Here is an 18,707-nt window from a genome sequence, read left to right on the forward strand (position 1 = left end):
GAACCCTCTTCTCGGACACCGGCGAGCAGCTTGTTTTCACTAGGCTGCAAAGGGTCTGGCCGAGGCATCGTACCAACGACCACCATGTGACCAACGATGATCGACAATCCCCCCGAGTCCCTGTTGTCCGAGCGCTACCGGCTGATCCGGGCGCTCGGCCGAGGCGGCATGGGCACCGTCTGGCTCGCCCGTGACGAGACGCTCGACCGCGAGGTCGCGGTCAAGGAGGTGCTGCTCTCGCCCGACATCGCGGCGGAAGAGCGCGCCGAGCTGTGCGAGCGCACGGTGCGTGAGGCGTACGCGGCGGCGCGGCTGAGCCATCCGGGCATCGCCACCGTCCACGACGTGTTCTCCGAGGACGGCCGCCCGTGGATCGTCATGGAGCTGCTGCGCGGGCGCACGCTGCAGGACTCGATCCGCGACGACGGCCCGTGGGCGCCGCAACGGGTGGCCCGGCTCGGCGCCGACCTGCTGACGGCCCTGTCGGTCGCGCACCGGCAGGGCATCCAGCACCGCGACGTCAAGCCCGGCAACGTGTTCCTGTGCGACGACGGCCGGGCTGTGCTGACGGACTTCGGCATCGCCAGGATCGACGGCCAGGTCACCATCACGCAGTCGGGGCTGCTGATCGGCTCGCCGGGGTTCATCGCGCCGGAGCGGTTGCGGGGCGAGCGCGGCGGGCCGCAGTCGGACCTGTGGTCGCTGGCCGCCACGCTGTACACGGCGGTGGAGGGCACCTCGCCGTTCCACACCGCGTCACCGCTGGCGACGCTGCACCGGGTGCTCACCGAGGATCCGCGGCCGTCCGCGCGGGCGGGTGCGGCGCTGGGGCCGGTGCTGCTGCGCATGTTGTCGCGCGAGGCCGCCGACCGCCCGGACCCCGCGCTGGCGGGCCGGTGGCTGGAGGCCGCCGCCTCCGGCGTACCGGCTCCCATGGACCGTCCCCGGCGTCCGCGCCCGCACCTCGGCAGGGCCGTCCCGGTGGCCGCCGCCGTCGCCGGGCTCGCCGTCGTCGGGACCCTCGCCTGGTACGGCGTCGCCCGCGACACCCCTGACCCGCCGCCGCCCCGCGCGGCCGCCCCGCCCGCGTCCGCCGCCGCTCCCCCGGCCGCAACCCTGCCGTCGAAAGAGCCGGCGAAGGGCAGGTTCACGGTGCCGGTCGACTTCTGCACGCTGCTCACCGGCGGGCAGGTCAAGGAGACGGCGTACGGGCGCGAGCTGAAGCGCGACCACGAGGAGGACGGCTGCGCCTGGACGAAACGGAAGGTCGGGCTCTCCGTCAAGCCCACGAAGGCCCAGAACAAGGACTACTGGGAGGCCCTCCCCGTGGAGGCGCACGAGGAGTTCCTCAACAAGCGGACCATCAACGGCGACGGGTCCAGCGGCGGGGTGTGGCAGTGGGGCGCCGTCGGGATGCAGTGGCCGATCGGCACGACGTCCACCGCCGCCGCCCCGGTCGCCGGGGTCGGTGAGGAGGCGTTCCAGTACGACGTCTCCGAGCGGAAGTCGGGCACCATGGTGAGGTCCAACGTCGTGTTCCGGGTCAGCAACATGGTGGTGGAGGTCGAGTACGTCGACTTCGACGGCACGGAGGCGGCGCGGGTGCGCTCGGCCGCGCTGCGGGCCGCCAAGCTGACGGCCGCCGCGCTGAGCAGGCGGGGGTGACATGACGACGCTGATCGGAGGCAGGTACCGGCTCATCGAGCCCGTCGGCGGGGGCGGCATGGGCGTCGTCTGGCGCGCCCGCGACGAGAGCCTCGGGCGGGAGGTGGCGGTCAAGCGGGTGCGGCTGGCCCCCGGGCTGGACGCCGCGTCTCGGGCCGCCCTGTGCGACCGCGCGCTGGCCGAGGCGAGGACGGCCGCCGCGCTGCGGCATCCCTCGATCGTGGCCGTGCACGACCTGATCGTCGAGGACGGGGATCCGGCGATCGTGATGGAGCTGGTCCACGGGCCGTCCCTGGAGCAGGTCCTCCGCGAGAACGGGCCGCTGCCCGCGCGCCGCGCGGCCGAGATCGGGCTGCGGGTGCTGTCCGCGCTGGCGGCCACGCACGCGGCGGGGGTGCTGCATCGGGACGTCAAGCCGGCCAACGTGCTGCTGGCGGGGGACGGGCGCGTGGTGCTGACGGACTTCGGCATCGCCACCCTGGTCGGCGGCCTGCCCGGCACACCGGTCGGCACCCCGGGCTACACGGCCCCCGAATGTCTGCACGCTCCCGGCACAGGCCACGCTCCCAGCGCAGAGCACGCCCCCAGCGCAGACCATGCCCGCACCACAGACCACGTCCCCGCCGCGGACCACACCCTCATCCAGCCCACAGGCCCGACCGATGGTCACGCCACCGACCGGACCGTGGTTCAACCCACCGGCCCGACCGGTGCGGGTCCTGCGGATCGGACCGCCATCCAGCCGACCGGCCCGACGTCGCCACGAGCAGCCGGGCCCGGCTCGGATGCCTGGTCGGCGGCCGCGGGACCGGCCTCGGATCTGTGGTCCCTGGCCGCCACCCTCTACACCGCCGTCGAAGGGCGCGGCCCGTTCGCCAGGGACAGCGCCGTCGCCACGCTGAGCGCCGTCCTCACCGAGCCACCCACCCCTTCGGGGAGCGTGCTGTGGCCGGTGCTGGCCGCCGCGCTGGACAAGGATCCACACAAGCGTCCCGGTGCAGAACGGCTCCGGGGCTGGCTGGAGGCGGTCGTGCAGGGGCCGGCCGCTACAGCCGTACTTCCCGAACCGCCGCGGGCCACCCCGCCCGGGGTGCGGCTGCCGGTCGTGCTGGGCGCCCTGGCCGTCGCGGCCCTGGTGGGCGCGGGCGCGGTCGTCGTACCCCAGCTCGGGAGAACCTCCGCGGCGGCCCCCGCGTCCGTCGCCGCCGCACCGTCGGCGACGGACGGGGCGGGGCGGTTCGCCGCCCTGCCGCGCGCGTGCGGCCTCCTCACCCCGGAGCAGGCCGCCAAGACCGTCCCGAAGGCGTTGATCATGCCGAGGGAGAACGCCGAGTGCACCTGGCATCAGAGCCTGGCCAAGGAATCCCGGTCGCTGCGGCTCGAACTGGAGATGCAGGAGCCGACCGACACCCACGCGGAGATCGCGCTGGCCGCCGACGACTTCAACTCGCGGCGGAACGAGGCCGAACGGAGCAGGAAATACTCCTCCCTGGGCAAGAGCTCCGAGATCACCGACCTCAAGGGACTCGGCGACGAGGCGATGACGTGGACCGTCACCGACGATCGCCGGCCGCAGACCGAGGTCGCGATCGTCTTCCGGGTGAGTAACCTGGTGGCCAAGCTGACGCTGCGGCGTGAGGTCGCCAAGGACCCCACACTGCCCGAGCAGGCGGGTGCCGCGGCCCGTTCGGTCGTCGAGGCGCTGACGCGATGAGGGGCACCGTACTGGCGGGACGCTACACCCTGGTCGAGCCGCTCGGCCCAGGTGGCGGCACCTGGCTGGCCAGGGACGAGGTCCTGCACCGCGACGTGGCGGTCAAGCGAATCCCCCTCACCACCGCCCAGCCGGGCTCAGGGGCGGGTGAGCGGGAGCGGGTGCTGGCCGAGGCCAGGTTCGCGGCGTCGCTGAGCCATCCCGGGCTCGTCACCGTGCACGACGTCCTCGCCTCCGGCCCTCAACCCTGGGTCGTCATGGACCTCATCAGGGGCGGCTCGCTCGACCGGATCACCGCCGCCGAGGGGCCGCTGGAGCCGGGCCGGGTCGCCGCGATGGGGCTGCGGCTGCTCGACGCGCTGGCCGTCGTCCACGCGCACGGGCACGTGCACGGCGCGGTCACGCCGGGCAACGTCCTCATCGCCGCGACCGGCGAGACCGTCCTGGCGGGCCTCGGCACCACCACGCCGGACGCCGCCCCCGCCGTCGATGTGCGCATGCTCGTCACCACCCTCATGTTCGCCCTGGACCGGGGCTCCACGCCCCACCCGGGCGACGCGGCCGCCTCCCCAGCGCTCCTTCCCCAGCTGCGGGAGGCGGCCGCGTTCCGGGCCGCGCTCGACCGGACGCGGGACGGGGCGGAGGTCCGTGCCGTCCTCGCCGAGGCGGCGGCCCGCGCGGCGGCCGTCGCGGCCGAGGTGCGGACCGTGCCCACCGAGGTCAGGTCCGCGAGCGGGCGCCGTACGCTCTGGGTGTCCGTCACCGCCGCGACCGCGCTCGTGGCCACCGTGGCGGCCCTCGCCGTCGCCAGACCCGGCACCGCGACCCGCGACTCGACCGCCGCCACCACCCCCGCCACTCCGACCGCGACCCCGAGCCGGTCCCGGACCGCGGCGGCGGCCCCCTCCCCCGACCCGTGCGCGGTGGTCGTCCCCACGGACCGGGTGCTGCCGAGCAAGTCGTCCACGTGCTCCGTCACCGTGGACGGCGCCGGCGTCACGATCAAGACCCAGCAGAACGTGGACACCGCGCGCAAGGTGTTCGACGCCCTCCGCAAACGCCGGCAGTCGCAGACCGGCACCTCGAAGGTGGAGCGCGCGGTCACCACCCCCGTCAAGAACGTGCCCGGCCTCGGCGACGAGTGCTTCTCCCAGGACACCACCGTGGGCATCCTGTCCAGCGTGAGCAGCAACGTCTGGCTGCGTGTCCGCACGATGGTGATCGAGGTGTCCGTGATGGGGAACGGCTCCGCGGTCACCTCCGAGATGCGGGACACCGCCATGCGCGCGGCGCGCACCACCGCGGCCAGACTCCAGGGGAAATCATGAGCGGCGACCGCTTCCACCCGATCGGCCCTCTCGCCCAGGGCGCGCCCGGCCGCGCTCTGCGGGTGTTCGACCGCCGCACCGGTATGGAGGTGGCGGCCAAGCGCCTGCCGCTCCCGGAGGGCCGGGCCGACTTCGACGAGGTACGCCGGCAGGCCATGGCCGCGGGGAGCCTGCGGCACCCGTCGATCCACCCCGTCCACGAGGTCGTCGGCGTCGGCGCCGAGGTGTGGATCCTCTCCCCGATCGTCAACGGCTGGTCCCTGCGCGCCGAACTCCACCAGCGCGCCGCCCTCGGCCCGGCCGCGGCCGCCGCGATCGGCCTGCGCGTGCTGGACGCGCTGACGTACGCGCACCGGCACGGCGTCACCCACGGCAACCTGCACCCGGGCAACGTCCTGCTGGCCCCGGGCGGCCACGTGGTGCTGAACGACTTCGCCATCCCGGCCCTGGCCACCGAAACGGCCGCCAGGCTGCCCGGCTTCACCGCACCGGAGCTCACCCCCGACGACGGTGACGGGGTCGTGCCGGGGCCTGCCGCCGACCTTTGGGCGCTCGGCGCGATCCTCTACGCGGCGGCGCTCGGCAGGCCGCCCTTCGTCCGGGCCACACCCGCCGCCACCGCGGAGGCCGTCCGGCAGGGGATCGCGATCGAGGCGAAAGACCCGTTCACCGCCCTCCTGCGCGACCTCCTCGACCCCGACCCGGCCCGCCGCCCGGACGCGGCCGCCGTCCACGCGGCCCTGCGGGGCGCCGCCGCGCGGCCGGCCTTCGAGGTCGCGACCGTCACGGTCGGCGGCGTCGAGATCGTCGGCCGGCCCGTCCCTGCCGACGCCCCCGCCCCTCCCCCGGCCCCGGCCAAGAGCTCGCCGCGCGTCAGGCCGGCCGCCCTCGTCCCCGCCGTGGCCGCCGCCGCGGTCCTGGGGGCGGGCCTCGCGCTGCTCGTCCCCGTCGGCGCCACCGCGGTGCCCCCGGCCGCCGCCTCCGGCACGGGCCCGGCCGCCGCGCCCGTGCCGGACGACATCCCGCCGTTCGCCAAACCCCCCGAACCGTGCAGGCTGGTCTCCGACGACCTCGTACGGGAGCTCGCCCCCTCGGCGGGCAAACCGTTCACGTACGTCAAGGGCGACTTCACCTCGTGCTCGTGGAAGAGCGACTACGCGATCCCGGAGGCCAAGCGCGGCGAGCTGTCCATCACGCTGAACACGCTGGACAGCGAGACGATGTCGGACGCCACGTTCGACCTCTCGAAGCGGGTCGCGTCCCGGCTGCACACGAACTACCGCGAGGTCGACGGCCTGGCCCACGACGCGTTCACCTACACCGACGCCGCGACGAGCAGCCTCAGACGGTACAAGGTGACGTACGAGTTCCGGCTGAGCAACCTCCACGGAACGGTCGAGTACGGCCGCTCGGTGGGCGTCGACCCGGACGGCTCCATCGCCGGGAACGCCGAGAAGCTCACCCGCCTGGTCATCGGCCGCCTGCTGAAACGCCCCAGCTGAAACCGGCGGCCGGCGACCTTAGGCTGGCCCCATGGACATCGCCTCGGCGCACGAGCTCTGGGACGCCGCCCCCGGCTGGCTCAACACCGCCTCCTACGGCCTGCCCCCTCGCCACGCCTTCGAAGAGCTCCAAGCCATCCTCACCGAATGGCGGCACGGCAGCGGCGACTGGAAACCATGGGACGCCTCAGTGGGCCGTTCCCGCGCCGCCTTCGCCCGGCTCGTCGGCGCGCCCGTCGCCGACGTCACCGTCAGCTCCACCGCCTCCCAGATCATGTCCACGGTCGCCACCGCGCTGCCGCCGGGCGCGCGCGTCGTGGTGCCGGAGATCGAGTTCACCAGCAACCTGTTCCCGTGGGCTGTGGCCGCCGAGGTCGAGACCGTGCCCGCCGACCGGCTGGCCGACGCCGTCACCGGCTCCACCGACGCCGTCGCCTTCAGCCTCGTCCAGTCCGCCACCGGGTACGTCGCCCCGCTCCAGGACATCGTGGCCGCCGCCCGGGCCCACGACGCGCTGGTCATCGCCGACGCCTCCCAGGCCTGCGGCTGGCTGCCGGTCCGGGTCGAGGGCATCGACGCGCTGGCCTGCGCCGCGTACAAGTGGCTGATGGCGCCGCGCGGGGCCGCGTTCGGCTACCTGTCGCCCCGCCTGCGCGAGCGCATGCGCCCGCTGGCCGCCAACTGGTACGCCGGGGCCGACGAGGGCGGCTCCTACTACGGCCCGCCGCTGCGGCTCGCGCCGGACGCCCGCGCGTTCGACCTGTCGCCGGCCTGGTTCTCCTACGTCGGCGCCGCCCCGGCCATCGAGCTGCTCGACGAGCTCGGCGTCGAGCGGATCCGCGACCACAACGTCGCCCTCGCCAACCGTTTCAGGGCCGGGCTCGGCCTCGAACCGTCCGACTCGGCCATCGTCTCCGTGGACGCCCCCGGCGAGCGCCTGGAGGCGGCCGGCATCCGCGCGGCCGTCCGGGCGGGCAAGGTGCGGGCCAGCTTCCACGTCTACACCACCGCCGACGACGTCGACCGCGCGCTGCACGCCCTCACCTGACGAGGCCGTGACTCGGTCATGACAGCGGACCCTTGCGAGTGGGAGACGGGGCCGCTTTAATACGCCGGGCCGCGGACGCGGCGACCCCGTTTGCCGACGAGGAGACATTGTGGCCATTTCCGCAGGTCTGACATTCGTCCCTGACATCCGCGGTCCCGGCCTGCGTCCGTTAACGCTAACACCCCGATGAAACTTTCTTTTTCGCCCATCGGGAAAGCGCTTACCAAGAAGGGAACCGAGCGAATGCGCTTACGACTGGCCGGCGCGATGGCAGTCCTCGCCCTGACCACGGTGATCAACGGCGTCCCCGCCCAGGCCGCCCCGCCCACGAAGCAGATGGAGGACCTCGACCGCGGCCTGACCAGCGTCCGGTCCGGTTCGGGCAACCTCGTGTCCTGGCGGCTGCTCGGCACCGACCCCGACGGCGTGGCCTTCAACGTGTACCGGGGCTCGACCAGGGTCGCCACGAACCTCACCGCCTCCACCAACTACCTCGACAACGGCGCCGCCGCCGACGCCTCGTACACGGTCAGGGCGGTGGTCGGCGGGGCCGAGCAGGCCGCCTCGCCCGCCTCGCTCCGCTTCACCGGCGGCTCGTACCTCGACGTGCCGATCCAGCCGCCGTCGGGCGGCACGACGCCGGACGGGGTCGCCTACACCTACAACGCCAACGACGCCAGCGTGGGCGACGTGGACGGCGACGGCCGGTACGAGATCGTGCTCAAGTGGGACCCGACCAACGCCAAGGACAACTCCCAGTCGGGCTACACCGGCAACGTGTACGTGGACGCGTACCGGCTGGACGGCACCCGCCTGTGGCGCATCGACCTGGGCCGCAACATCCGCGCGGGCGCCCACTACACCCAGTTCCAGGTGTACGACTACGACGGCGACGGCCGGGCCGAGGTCGCGATGAAGACCGCCGACGGCACCAGGGACGGCGTGGGCACGGTCATCGGCAACGCGTCGGCCGACTACCGCAACTCCAGCGGCTACGTCCTGTCCGGCCCCGAGTTCCTGACGATGTTCGACGGCCAGACCGGCACCGCCAGGTCCACGGTCTCCTACGACCCGCCCCGCGGCACCGTGTCGAGCTGGGGCGACTCGTACGGCAACCGCGTGGACCGCTTCCTGGCCGGCACCGCGTACCTGGACGGCGAACGCCCCTCGCTGATCATGGCCCGCGGCTACTACACCCGTTCCGTCATCGCCGCCTGGGACTTCCGCAACGGCACGCTCACCAAGCGCTGGACGTTCGACAGCAACTCGGCGGGCTCCCAGTGGACCGGCCAGGGCAGCCACAGCCTGTCCGTCGGGGACGTCGACCAGGACGGCAGGGACGAGATCGTGTACGGCGCCATGGCCGTCAACGACAACGGCACCGGCATGTGGACCACGGGCACCGGCCACGGCGACGCCCAGCACCTGGGCGACTTCGACCCGGGCAGGGCGGGCCTGGAGTACTTCAAGGTGAGCGAGTCGGGCTCCCAGCCCTCCTCGCTCTACATCGACCCGCGCACCGGCCAGATCCTCTGGTCCACCCCCGCCAACGGCGACAACGGCCGCGGCGTGGCCGGCGACATCTCGACGGTCAGGATCGCCAGTGAGTTCTGGTCCGCCGCCGACGGCAACCTGCGCAGCGTCACCGGCAACAACGCCGGCCGCAAGCCGTCCTCGGTCAACTTCCTCGTCTGGTGGGACGCCGACCCGCTCCGGGAGCTGCTCGACCAGACCAGGATCGACAAGTACGGCACCAGCGCCGACACCCGCCTGCTGACCGCCTCCGGCGTGCACTCCAACAACGGCACCAAGGCCACCCCGTCGCTGTCGGCGGACCTGTTCGGCGACTGGCGCGAAGAGGTCGTCTGGCCCACCAGCGACAACCGCGCCCTGCGGATCTACGCCACGACCACGCCCACCGACCGCCGCATCCACACCCTGATGCACGACCCGCTCTACCGGGTGTCGGTCGCGTGGCAGAACACCGCCTACAACCAGCCGCCGCACACGAGCTTCTTCATCGGCGACGCCATGCCCACCCCGCCCAGGCCGAACATCTACGTCCGCTGACGCACTACCGGTCGGTACGGGGGAGGGCGGGTCCGGTGACGGCCGCGGCGTGGGCGGCGCCCCGGCCGTGGGCGCGGGCGACGATCCGGCCCGCCTGGACGCGTACCGCGGCCTCGGTGGCGTCGTCCGCGTCCGGGACCCCGGCGGCCGAGGCGACGGCGGCGTGCTCGTCGAGGACGAGGTGCAGGCCCGGCCGGGGATCCGGGCCGAACACCCGGCGCAGGCTGCCGGCGAGGTCGCCGATCCTGAGCCGTACGAGCCGCCCCAGTTCGGCGGGATCGCCGGTCACCACGGCGATGGTGACGCGATCCTCCGGGCGGGCGGCGCGGACGGCCTCCTCGGCCGCCTCCAGCCGGCCGGTCCCCAGGACGGCGATCACGCCGTCGGCGTCGAACCTCGTCCGGCGGCCGGTGAGCTCGTCCGGTAGCTCCGCAGGCGGCTCCCAGGTGTCCCGGACGGCTCGCGCGGGGGTGACGTAGGGCAGGTGGGGCGGGTCCCACGTGTCGGCGAGGTCGAGGCCGGCCAGGTGCCGGCAGGCGCGGGCCACGTCGAAGGGGTCGCCGAAGCCGGGCGCCGTCTCGGCCAGGTGAGCGGCTCCGCTCAGCAGCGTGAGGACCAGCTCGGCCAGCCGCACCCGCCGCGCGTGGCCCGGCGCGCGCGGCTCCAGCGCGAGGGCGAGCAGCAGCGCCTCCAGCCTGGCGAGCTGCCCCAGCGCGGTGCGGCCGGGTTCGTCGTCGAACACCCCGGCCAGCGAGCGCGACTGCAGCCTGCCCCCGGCGGACGTGTCGCCGGTCAGGGGCAGCCGTTCGAGCCACACGCGGGCGAACGCGCCCAGCGCCTCGGCCACGCCGGACGGCGGCGGGCCCTCCTCGGCCACGCTGGACGGCGGCGAGCTCTCCTCGGCCGTCACGGGCCCGATCGAGCCGACCAGGACCGCCAGGTAGAGGGCGCGCTTGCCCGGGAAGTTCGAGTAGACCGCGCCGCGGGTCAGCTCGGCCCGTTCAGCGATCCGGTCGACCTTGGCCTCGGCGTATCCGCGCTCGGCGAACTCCTCCCTCGCCGCCGCCAGCACGGCAGCTCGGGTGCGTTCCTGCTGCTGCGCCCGGGTCAGCCTGACCATCGAGCCACACTCCCAACATTCAGATGTTCACATCATCCGAATGATAGCGCTCTTGACATCGACACGTCCCACGAGCGAACCTGACTACGTAGTCATAACCCAGGAGCCGCGAGTGTCCGACGCCAGGCGAAGGCCCCCGAGCAGCACCGACGTCGCCGCCCTCGCGGGCGTGTCGCAGAAGACGGTCTCGCGAGTGCTGAACGGCGAGCCGTACGTCACCGAGGAGGTCCGCGAGCGGGTGCTGGCCGCGGCGCGCGAGCTCGGCTACCGCCGCAACACCGCGGCCAGAGCGCTCCACCTGGGCCGCTTCCACCGCATCGGGGTCGCCTCGATCGGCAGCTCGCTCTCCGGCCCGGCATCCCTGCTCGTCGCCCTGGAACGCCAGGCCAGGCAGATCGGGTACGCGTTCGCGGTCGCCTACGCGGGCGAGGGCGCCGGCGTCACGAGCGCGGTCGAGTCGCTGCTGGCCCAGGGCGTGGACGCCGTCGTGATCTCCGACCCGATCGACGACCCGATCAACGGGGACCAGGACCTGCGCGTCGACCCGGACGTGCCCGTGCTGAGCTTCCGGCCGATCCCCGGGCTCGACGGGCCGCGCGTCGTGGTCACCGGCCCGTCCGGCGTGGAGGCCGGCAGGCAGGCGACCGAGCACCTGCTCGGCCTGGGGCACACCACCGTCTGGCACGTCGCGGGGCCGCACCGGTGGCCCGCGGCGCGCGACCGGGCGCGCGGCTGGCGGGAGGCGCTGGCCGCCGCCGGGGCTCCCGAGCCGCCGGCGCCGGAGGGCGACTGGTCCCCCGCCTCCGGGTACGCGGCGGGCCGGGCGCTGGCGGCGGACCCGCGGGTCACGGCGGTGTTCGCAGCCAACGACGACATGGCGATCGGCGTGCTGCGCGCCCTGGCCGAGGCCGGTCGCGCGGTGCCGGACGAGGTGAGCGTGGTCGGCATGGACGACATCCCGGCGGCGGCGTACCTGTCGCCACCGCTGACCACCATCCGCCAGGACTTCGAGGCGATCGCCCGCCACGGCCTCGCGCTGCTCGCCGCCGAGATCGAGCGCTCCCCCGGCGAGCCCGCCGAGCCCGGCGAGCCCGCCGACCTGCCCGCGTACCTCGTGGTGCGCCGATCGACCGCACCGCCCGCAAAGTGAGGAAGGGAACCCCTGTGCCGCGAGTACTCTTCGGCGCCGCCTACTACCCCGAATACCACCCCGCCGACCTGCTGAAGACCGACCTGGACCTGATGGCCGACGCGCGTTTCTCGGTGATCAGGGTCGGCGAGTCGGTCTGGTCCACCTGGGAGCCCGCGAACGGCCGCTTCGACCTCGACTGGCTGCAACCGGCGCTGGACGGCGCGCACGAGCGCGGCATCGGGGTCATCCTGGGCACGCCGACGTACGCGGTGCCGCCGTGGCTGGCCCGGCTCTACCCGGAGATCGCCGGGGAGCGGGCCACCGGGCAGCGCATCGGGTGGGGAGCCCGGCAGGAGATGGACTTCACGCACCCGGCGTTCCGCTTCCACGCCGAGCGGATCACCCGCAAGGTCGTCGAGCGGTACGCCGGCCACCCGTCGGTCATCGGCTTCCAGGTCGACAACGAGCCGGGCCTGCACCTGCTGCACAACCACGGCGTGTTCCAGCGGTTCGTCGACTGGCTGCGCGAGCGCTACGGCGACGTGGAGACGCTGAACCGGGAGTGGGGCCTGGTCTACTGGTCGCACCGGCTGTCGGACTGGGCCGACCTGTGGCGGCCGGACGGCAACGCCCAGCCGCAGTACACGCAGGCGTGGCGGCGCTTCCAGGCCGACCAGGTGACCGAGTTCATCGGCTGGCAGGCGGACATCGTGCGCGAGTACGCCCGTCCCGAGCAGTTCGTCACCACGTGCATCGCCTACGACCGGCCCGGGGTGGCCGACGACGAGCTGACCCGGCGGCTCGACGTCGCCGCGGGCAACCCGTACTACACGATGCAGGACGGCCTCGCGCTGCCCGCGCCGCAGGACGCGCCGCAGAGCTGGATGACCAGGAGCGCCTGGGCGCTCTACCTCAGCGCGGACCGGATGTTCTCCTCCCGCCAGGAGCCGTTCCTGGTGACCGAGACGAACGCGCAGGCCATCGGGGCGCCCTGGGTGAACCAGCCCGCCTACGACGGCCAGTGGCGGCAGGCCGCGTGGGCGCTCGTCTCCCGCGGTGCCTCCATGATCGAGTACTGGCAGTGGCGGACGCTGGTGTTCGGCACGGAGACGTACTGGGGCGGCGTGCTGCCGCACAGCGGGCGGCCGGGGCGCACGTACCGGGAGATCGCCCGGATCGGGGCCGAGCTGGAGACGGCGGGAGAGCTGGTCGAGGGGCTGGTCCCGGACGCGGACGTCGCGATGCTCTACTCCACGCCGAGCAAGTGGGCGCTGAGCGCCCAGCCTGCGCTCGGGCGGCCGGACGGCGGGCCGGACGAGCGCTCCTACCAGGGCATCTTCGAGCCGTTCTACCGTGGCGCGTTCGACGCCGGCTGCCAGGTGCGGGTGGTGCACGCCGCCCAGGCCGTCGCCGAGGAGCCGGCCGCGCTGGCCGCCCGGCATCCGGTGCTGGTGGCCGCCGGGCTGTACGTGGCCGACGACGCCACGCTGGACTGGCTGACGGCGTACGCGGCGGCGGGCGGGCACCTGGTGGTCGGCCCGCGCACCGGCTACGCCGACGCCGAGGCGCGGGCCCGCAGGGACGTCCAGCCGGGCAGGCTGGCCGACGCCGCGGGCGCCTGGTACGACGAGTTCAGCAACCTGTCCGAGGACGTGCCGGTCAAGGGCCCAGTCGGAGGCACGGCGTTCCCGGAGGGCGCGGCGGGCACCCGGTGGGCGGACGGCCTGCAGGCGGACGGGGCGGAGGTGCTGGCCGGCTACGAGCACCCGCACTTCGGGCGGTTCTCGGCGATCACCACCCGCGCGCACGGGCGGGGGCGGATCACCTATGTCGGCACCGTGCCCAACGCGGCCCTGGCCGAGGCCCTGTTCCGCCGGCTGGTGCCGTCGCCCGGCCCCTGGTCGGAGCTGCCGCCCGGCGTCACCTCGACCGGCGCCACCGCGCGCGACGGGCGGCGGGTTCGTTTCCTGCACAACTGGGCGTGGGAGCCCGCGTCGGTGCGGGTACCGGTCCCGGTACGGGATGTGCTCGACGGCTCCGCCCACGAGGCCGGCGCCGAGTTGCCGCTGGGACCGTGGGACGTGCGGGTGCTGTCGGAGACGGCAGGCGGCGACGTACGCTGATCTTGCGCCCGTACGGCCAGGAAGGAAACGCATGGCGGTCAACGTCACTGTCTGGAGCGAGAACTATCACGAGCCGCGCGAGGAGGCGGTACGCCGCATCTATCCCGACGGCATGCACGGCGCCATCGCGGAAGGGCTGACCGAGCTGCTGGGCGAGCGCGTGAGCACGCGTACCGCCGTGCTCGACGAGCCCGAGCACGGCCTGACCGACGCGGTCCTGGCCGGCACCGACGTGCTGACCTGGTGGGGCCACATGGCGCACGAGGAGGTCGACGACAAGGTCGTGGAACGCGTGCGGCGGCGCGTGCTGGGCGGCATGGGCCTGCTGGTGCTGCACTCGGCCCACTACTCCAAGATCTTCCGTGCGCTGATGGGCTCCACCTGCACGATCAACTGGCGCGACGCCGGCGAGCGCGAGCTGGTCTGGACGGTCGCGCCCGGCCACCCGATCGCGCAGGGCGTCCCCCGTCCGCTCGTCATCGAGCAGCAGGAGACGTACGGCGAGCCGTTCGGCATCCCGGAGCCCGACGAGCTGGTGTTCATCAGCAACTTCAGCGGCGGCGAGGTGTTCCGCAGCGGCTGCTGCTTCCGCAGGGGCCTGGGCAAGATCTTCTACTTCAGTCCCGGCGACCAGGAATATCCCGTCTACCACCACCCCGGCGTGCGGCGGGTGCTCGCCAACGCCGTCCTGTGGGCCGCGCCGGCGGACGGCGTGGGCGAGCCGCTCCAGAACGCCCACACCCCCATCCAGTGGTAGGGGGCCGCGTGACCTTCGAGATCGTCAAGGAGGACCGGCCGCTGCGCGGCGTGGTGGTCGGCGCAGGCTACATCGGCGGCCAGTGGGCGCCCGAGCTGGTCGCCCACCCCGGCACCGAGCTGGTGGGCTGGGTGGACGTGGTGGAGGAGCGCGCCCGGGCCTCCGCCGCCGAGCTCGGCCTCGACGACCTGCCCGTCAGCGCCTCGCTGACCGCCGTGCTCGACGGCGAGGAGCCCGACTTCATCGTCAACTGCACCGTCCCCCAGGCCCACCACGACGTGACGGTCACGGCGCTGCGGCGCGGGGCGGCGGTGCTGAGCGAGAAGCCCATGGCGGTCACCCTGGACGAGGCCCGCTCGATGGTCCGGGCGGCCGACGAGGCGGGGCGGCTGTTCGCGGTCAACCAGAACCGCCGGTTCATGCAGACCCTGGTGGCCTTCCGGCGCACGGTGGCCGACCTGGGGCCGCTGGGGGTGCTGACCTCGGAGTTCTTCATGCCCTACCGTGGGCCGGAGTTCCTGGGGACGCTGGAGCATCCGCTGTTACAGGACATGGCGATCCACCTGTTCGACGCGGCGCGGGCGGTGTCGGGGACGGATCCCGTGTCCGTCTACTGCGAGTCGTTCCGGCCGTCGTGGACGTGGTATCCGGGGGCGTGCTCGGCGACCGCGATCTTCGAGATGACCGGCGGGCTGCGCTACACGTTCGCCGGGAGCTGGTCGGCGCCGGGCCAGGCGACGTCCTGGACGGGCAGCTGGCGGGCGGCCGGTCCCCGCGGGACGGCGCGCTGGGACGGCAAGGGTGATCCGACGGCCGAGGCGGCCGAGGGGCACGTGGTGCGGCCGCACCCGCCGGAGGCCGACGCGTTCCCCGGCCGGCGGCGTTTCCAGGGGCTGGCCGAGGGGCTGGAGGAGTTCGTGACGGGGCTGCGTACGGGGCAGGCGCCGCAGGGCGAGTGCCACGACAACATCCGCAGCCTGGCCATGGTCACCGCGGCCCTGGAGTCGGCCCGCACGGGCGCGCGGGTACCGATCACGCTCTGACGCCCGGGGGGCCGCGCCTCGGCGCGGCCCCCGCTAGGATGGGAGGGCGTTGCCGGGCGCGTCCAGTCCGCGGGGAAGGGATCATCCCACTGGCGGCACACTCCATGTGGTCGACGGACCTCGGCCCGAGCTCGCGGACCCGGGCAGCCGGAGGTTCGCCGTGTCCGATCTTCCCCAGCGCCCTTCGCTGGAGCATCTGCGCAAGCAGGCCAAACACCGCAAGCGTGCCCGGGGCGTCCCGCTGAGCCGGGCGCAGTTCGAGCTGGCCCGCGAGTACGGCTTCCCGAGCTGGCCGAAGCTGGTCGAGCACGTACGCGTCGCCGCCCTGGAGGGCATCGAGCGGGCGCTCGTCCTGGCCGATCCGGCCGCGCTGGCGGCGTTCCTCCCGGCCCGTGAGCCGGTCGGCGGGCTCCCGCCGCTGCTGGTGCTGCTGCGGCGGGCCGTCGCCCCCGACGAGCGGGTACGCGAGTGCGCCCGGCTCCTGCTGGACGCCGGCGCCGACCCCGGCAGCCACACCGTGGAGTGGGGCGGCGAAGGCAGGCGGACGGCGCTGTTCGACGCCGTGGAACGGGGCGACCTGGCCCTGGCCCGGCTCCTCGTCGAGCGCGGCGCGCCCGCGGACGAGGACGCCTTCTACCACGCGTGCGAGCAGTCGGACCCGGCCTTCCTCGACCTCCTCCACCGGCCCGGCTTCGAGCGCATGGTGGCGCACAAGCTGGACTTCGAGGACGCGGCGGGGCTGCGCTGGTTCCTCGACCGCGGCGCCGACGTGAACGCCTGCCGCGCCCTGCACCACGCCATCGCCCGCGGCCGGGGCGTCAGCATCCTGACGATGCTCCTCGACGCCGGGGCCGACGTGAACCTGCCGTGGGACCGCTGGGACGTCGGCCGCCGCCCCCTCGCGCTGGCCGCCCGCTGCGGCCATCTGGCCGCGTACGAACTGCTGGCCGCGCGGGGCGCGACGGCCGACCTGGACCCGGTGGACGCCGCCGTCCTGGCGGTGGCCCGGGGCGAGTCGGCGCGCCTGCCCGCCGCGCCGCCGCCGGCTCTCGGCAACCCGGCGGACACCGGGGACTACGGCTGGGCGCTGGGCCAGTTCGCCCTGCTGGGCCGGACCGACGTGGTGCGGGCCCTGCTGGACGCCGGTATGGCGGTGGACACGCGCGGCTGGAGCAACTTCACGCCGATCGACCAGGCCGCCATGCACGGCCGAACGGCGACCGTGCGGCTGCTCATCGAGCGCGGCGCCGATCTGGACGACCGCGCCTTCGACGACGAGGGCCCGACGCCGCTGGACTGCGCGCTGTGGGGGCTGCGCCACAACCGCGCGGAGGACGGCGACTACGTCGGCACCGTGGAGGCCCTCCTGGAGGCAGGTGCCCCCACCCGCCTGGACCCGCCCACGGGCGACCCGGCCATCGACTCCCTCTTGCTCAACAGGGTCAGTCGAGCTTGAGCAGTAGTTCGGCGAGCTCGGCCGGCATGGTGATCATGCAGTCGTGGCCGGTCTCCAGTTCCCACACCTGTGCCGGAAGGCCGTTGGGCTGCGTCTCGGGGACGGGCCGGCGGGTGATGCCGTCCGGCTTGCCGACGGTGCAGTGGATGTGGGTCCGCGGGATCGTGTTCACGGCCGGGTTGTCCAGCCGGACCGGCTGCTGGAGGGAGCGCACCGGCTGATCCGACAGCATCGTGCGCAGCCAGGCGACGTCCGCGGGGTCGGTGACCCCGAACAGCCCCGCGGGCGGCGGCAGCTCGGGCAGCGGCGGAACCCGCCAGCCGCTGCCGGACTGCGCGGCGCGGTCGATCAGGGCCCGGGTCACGGGCTGGACGTCGGCCGCGCTCTCACCGTCCTCCGGGACCATCGCGTCGAGGTAGACCAGATGTGCGATCCGATCCGGGACCTGGTTAGCGGCGGACGAGATGACCAGCCCCGCGTAGCTGTGTCCCACGAGTATCACCTCGGTGAGGTCCTCCTCGAGGATCAGCCCGACGATGTCGCCGACGTGCGTGTCCAGCCCGACCTCGGGGCTGAGCAGATGCGCCTTGTCGCCGTGGCCGGTCAGCGACGGCGCGACCACCCGGTGTCCGGCCGACTCCAGCAACGGGACGACCCGCTCCCAGCACTGTCCGCTGTGCCAGGCGCCGTGTACCAGCAAATATGTTGTCATGGTCCGCCAGGCTGCCGACCAGGCCCGGACGGAGCCAGAGCCCCCGCGATCCTGGGGGTGACAGGACCAGGCAGGCAGGCGGCCGCGCGGATTACAGTGCGGGGATGAGCGAATCGAACCTGCTGGGTGATTACGTGCGCGCGCGCCGCGAGCTCATCACTCCCGAACAGGTCGGTATCCCCGTTTCGGGGGTGCGGCGCGTGCCGGGCCTGCGCCGGGAAGAGGTCGCGATGCTCGCCGGCATCAGCGCCGACTACTACCTGCGCCTGGAACAGGGCCGCGACCGCAACCCCTCCGCGCAGGTCCTCGAGGCCCTCGCCCGCGTGCTGCGGCTCGACGACGACGCGACGGCGTACCTGCTGCGCCTCGGCGCCGGCCAACCCCGGCGGCGCCGGCGGCGGCCCAGGAAGGAGACCGTCCCTCCGGGCGTCGCCCAGCTCGTCGCCATGCTGCCGCTGCCCGCGTACGTCGAGGGCCGCTACTTCGACGTCCTCGCCGCCAACGCGCTGGCCACCGCTCTGTCGCCGCGCCTCGTGGCGGGCGCCAACCGCCTGCGGGACTTGTTCCTCGACCCCGCCGAGCAGGCGCTCTACCCGGACTGGGAGAACGCCGCCGCCGGCATGGTCGCCGGCTTCCGTGAGTCCGTCGGCACCGACACGGACGATCCCCGATGCATCGAGCTCGTCGGCGAGCTCTCCCTCGCCAGCCCCCGCTTCAGCCGGCTCTGGGCCCGGCACGACGTGGAGGCGTGCGAAGGCGCGCCCAAGCACATCGATCACCCGCAGGTCGGTGGCCTGCGGCTGAACCGGGAGCGGCTGGGCGTCAGCGGCGCTCCGGGCCAGACGCTCGTCGTCTACCACCCGGACCCTGGCACTGACGACGCCGACAAACTCGCCCTTCTCGCCTCGGCCACCGCCACAACGGCCCACGAGGGCGAGCAATCGATTTCCCTGAAGATCCGCACGCCGCGCGAGGGGTGAAAGATACTGCAAAGAACCAGTATGACGTGACGAAGGCCACGGCCCCCAGCACGTAGA

General features: G+C 73.8%; 14 protein-coding genes. 12 read left to right on the plus strand and 2 right to left on the minus strand.

Translation table 11 applies throughout. The features are described from left to right. Positions 1-96: 96 nt before the first annotated feature. The 6 genes from ACWDRB_RS50620 to ACWDRB_RS50645 all read left to right on the plus strand — a co-directional run bounded on the left by ACWDRB_RS50620 (position 97) and on the right by ACWDRB_RS50645 (position 9,327). Positions 97-1,665: a serine/threonine-protein kinase gene (locus ACWDRB_RS50620; RefSeq protein ID WP_449907209.1), complete on the plus strand. Its 1,569-nt coding sequence runs from the start codon at positions 97-99 to the stop codon at positions 1,663-1,665. A gap of 1 nt (position 1,666) precedes the next feature. Next, complete coding sequence (locus ACWDRB_RS50625; protein WP_449907212.1) at positions 1,667-3,379, plus strand: protein kinase domain-containing protein; 1,713 nt, start codon at positions 1,667-1,669, stop codon at positions 3,377-3,379. After that, entirely contained in the window at positions 3,376-4,707 is a 1,332-nt protein-coding gene (locus ACWDRB_RS50630; RefSeq protein ID WP_449907215.1) for a serine/threonine-protein kinase, read from the plus strand. Before ACWDRB_RS50625 ends, ACWDRB_RS50630 begins: the two co-directional genes overlap by 4 nt. Beyond that, a complete protein-coding gene (locus ACWDRB_RS50635) occupies positions 4,704-6,209 on the plus strand; it encodes a serine/threonine-protein kinase (RefSeq protein ID WP_449907218.1) in 1,506 nt (501 codons plus the stop codon). Before ACWDRB_RS50630 ends, ACWDRB_RS50635 begins: the two co-directional genes overlap by 4 nt. A 31-nt stretch (positions 6,210-6,240) precedes the next feature. Next, positions 6,241-7,257 carry an aminotransferase class V-fold PLP-dependent enzyme gene (locus ACWDRB_RS50640; protein ID WP_449907221.1) on the plus strand — a complete coding sequence of 339 codons (1,017 nt, stop codon included), beginning with the start codon at positions 6,241-6,243 and terminating at the stop codon, positions 7,255-7,257. Between the two features lie 243 nt (positions 7,258-7,500). Continuing rightward, entirely contained in the window at positions 7,501-9,327 is a 1,827-nt protein-coding gene (locus tag ACWDRB_RS50645) for a rhamnogalacturonan lyase (protein WP_449907223.1), read from the plus strand. 4 nt (positions 9,328-9,331) lie between these two features. Here ACWDRB_RS50645 and ACWDRB_RS50650 read toward each other — a convergent pair whose 3' ends face one another. Continuing rightward, complete coding sequence (locus tag ACWDRB_RS50650; protein ID WP_449907225.1) at positions 9,332-10,447, minus strand: TetR/AcrR family transcriptional regulator; 1,116 nt, start codon at positions 10,445-10,447, stop codon at positions 9,332-9,334. Between the two features lie 112 nt (positions 10,448-10,559). On the opposite strand from ACWDRB_RS50650, the gene ACWDRB_RS50655 reads away from it, so the two are divergent. From ACWDRB_RS50655 to ACWDRB_RS50675, 5 genes are all read left to right on the plus strand, one after another. Next, positions 10,560-11,597: a LacI family DNA-binding transcriptional regulator gene (locus tag ACWDRB_RS50655; protein ID WP_449907227.1), complete on the plus strand. Its 1,038-nt coding sequence runs from the start codon at positions 10,560-10,562 to the stop codon at positions 11,595-11,597. Between the two features lie 14 nt (positions 11,598-11,611). Further along, on the plus strand, positions 11,612-13,702 hold the full coding sequence (locus tag ACWDRB_RS50660) for a beta-galactosidase (protein ID WP_449907230.1): 2,091 nt from the start codon (positions 11,612-11,614) through the stop codon (positions 13,700-13,702). A gap of 31 nt (positions 13,703-13,733) precedes the next feature. Continuing rightward, on the plus strand, positions 13,734-14,459 hold the full coding sequence (locus ACWDRB_RS50665; protein ID WP_350736561.1) for a ThuA domain-containing protein: 726 nt from the start codon (positions 13,734-13,736) through the stop codon (positions 14,457-14,459). An 8-nt stretch (positions 14,460-14,467) separates the two neighbouring features. Further along, entirely contained in the window at positions 14,468-15,502 is a 1,035-nt protein-coding gene (locus ACWDRB_RS50670; RefSeq protein WP_449907233.1) for a Gfo/Idh/MocA family protein, read from the plus strand. Positions 15,503-15,662: 160 nt separating this feature from the next. Beyond that, complete coding sequence (locus tag ACWDRB_RS50675) at positions 15,663-16,958, plus strand: ankyrin repeat domain-containing protein (protein WP_449907236.1); 1,296 nt, start codon at positions 15,663-15,665, stop codon at positions 16,956-16,958. On the opposite strand, the gene ACWDRB_RS50680 is transcribed toward ACWDRB_RS50675, so the two are convergent. Continuing rightward, positions 16,945-17,670 carry an alpha/beta fold hydrolase gene (locus ACWDRB_RS50680; protein ID WP_449907239.1) on the minus strand — a complete coding sequence of 242 codons (726 nt, stop codon included), beginning with the start codon at positions 17,668-17,670 and terminating at the stop codon, positions 16,945-16,947. The two genes, ACWDRB_RS50675 and ACWDRB_RS50680, sit on opposite strands and share 14 nt — an antisense overlap. 104 nt (positions 17,671-17,774) lie before the next feature. Here ACWDRB_RS50680 and ACWDRB_RS50685 point away from each other — a divergent pair, with 104 nt between their 5' ends. Further along, entirely contained in the window at positions 17,775-18,650 is an 876-nt protein-coding gene (locus ACWDRB_RS50685) for a helix-turn-helix domain-containing protein (RefSeq protein WP_449907242.1), read from the plus strand. Positions 18,651-18,707 lie beyond the last annotated feature (57 nt).

The organism is Nonomuraea sp. NPDC003707 (genome assembly GCF_053587055.1).

Bases quoted from the DNA above. Each gene is read 5' to 3' on its own strand.
- ACWDRB_RS50620 (WP_449907209.1), top strand. From the start codon at position 97: ATGATCGACAATCCCCCCGAGTCCCTGTTGTCCGAGCGCTACCGGCTG.
- ACWDRB_RS50625 (WP_449907212.1), top strand. From the start codon at position 1,667: ATGACGACGCTGATCGGAGGCAGGTACCGGCTCATCGAGCCCGTCGGC.
- ACWDRB_RS50630 (WP_449907215.1), top strand. From the start codon at position 3,376: ATGAGGGGCACCGTACTGGCGGGACGCTACACCCTGGTCGAGCCGCTC.
- ACWDRB_RS50635 (WP_449907218.1), top strand. From the start codon at position 4,704: ATGAGCGGCGACCGCTTCCACCCGATCGGCCCTCTCGCCCAGGGCGCG.
- ACWDRB_RS50640 (WP_449907221.1), top strand. From the start codon at position 6,241: ATGGACATCGCCTCGGCGCACGAGCTCTGGGACGCCGCCCCCGGCTGG.
- ACWDRB_RS50645 (WP_449907223.1), top strand. From the start codon at position 7,501: ATGCGCTTACGACTGGCCGGCGCGATGGCAGTCCTCGCCCTGACCACG.
- ACWDRB_RS50650 (WP_449907225.1), bottom strand. From the start codon at position 10,447: ATGGTCAGGCTGACCCGGGCGCAGCAGCAGGAACGCACCCGAGCTGCC.
- ACWDRB_RS50665 (WP_350736561.1), top strand. From the start codon at position 13,734: ATGGCGGTCAACGTCACTGTCTGGAGCGAGAACTATCACGAGCCGCGC.
- ACWDRB_RS50680 (WP_449907239.1), bottom strand. From the start codon at position 17,670: ATGACAACATATTTGCTGGTACACGGCGCCTGGCACAGCGGACAGTGC.
- ACWDRB_RS50685 (WP_449907242.1), top strand. From the start codon at position 17,775: ATGAGCGAATCGAACCTGCTGGGTGATTACGTGCGCGCGCGCCGCGAG.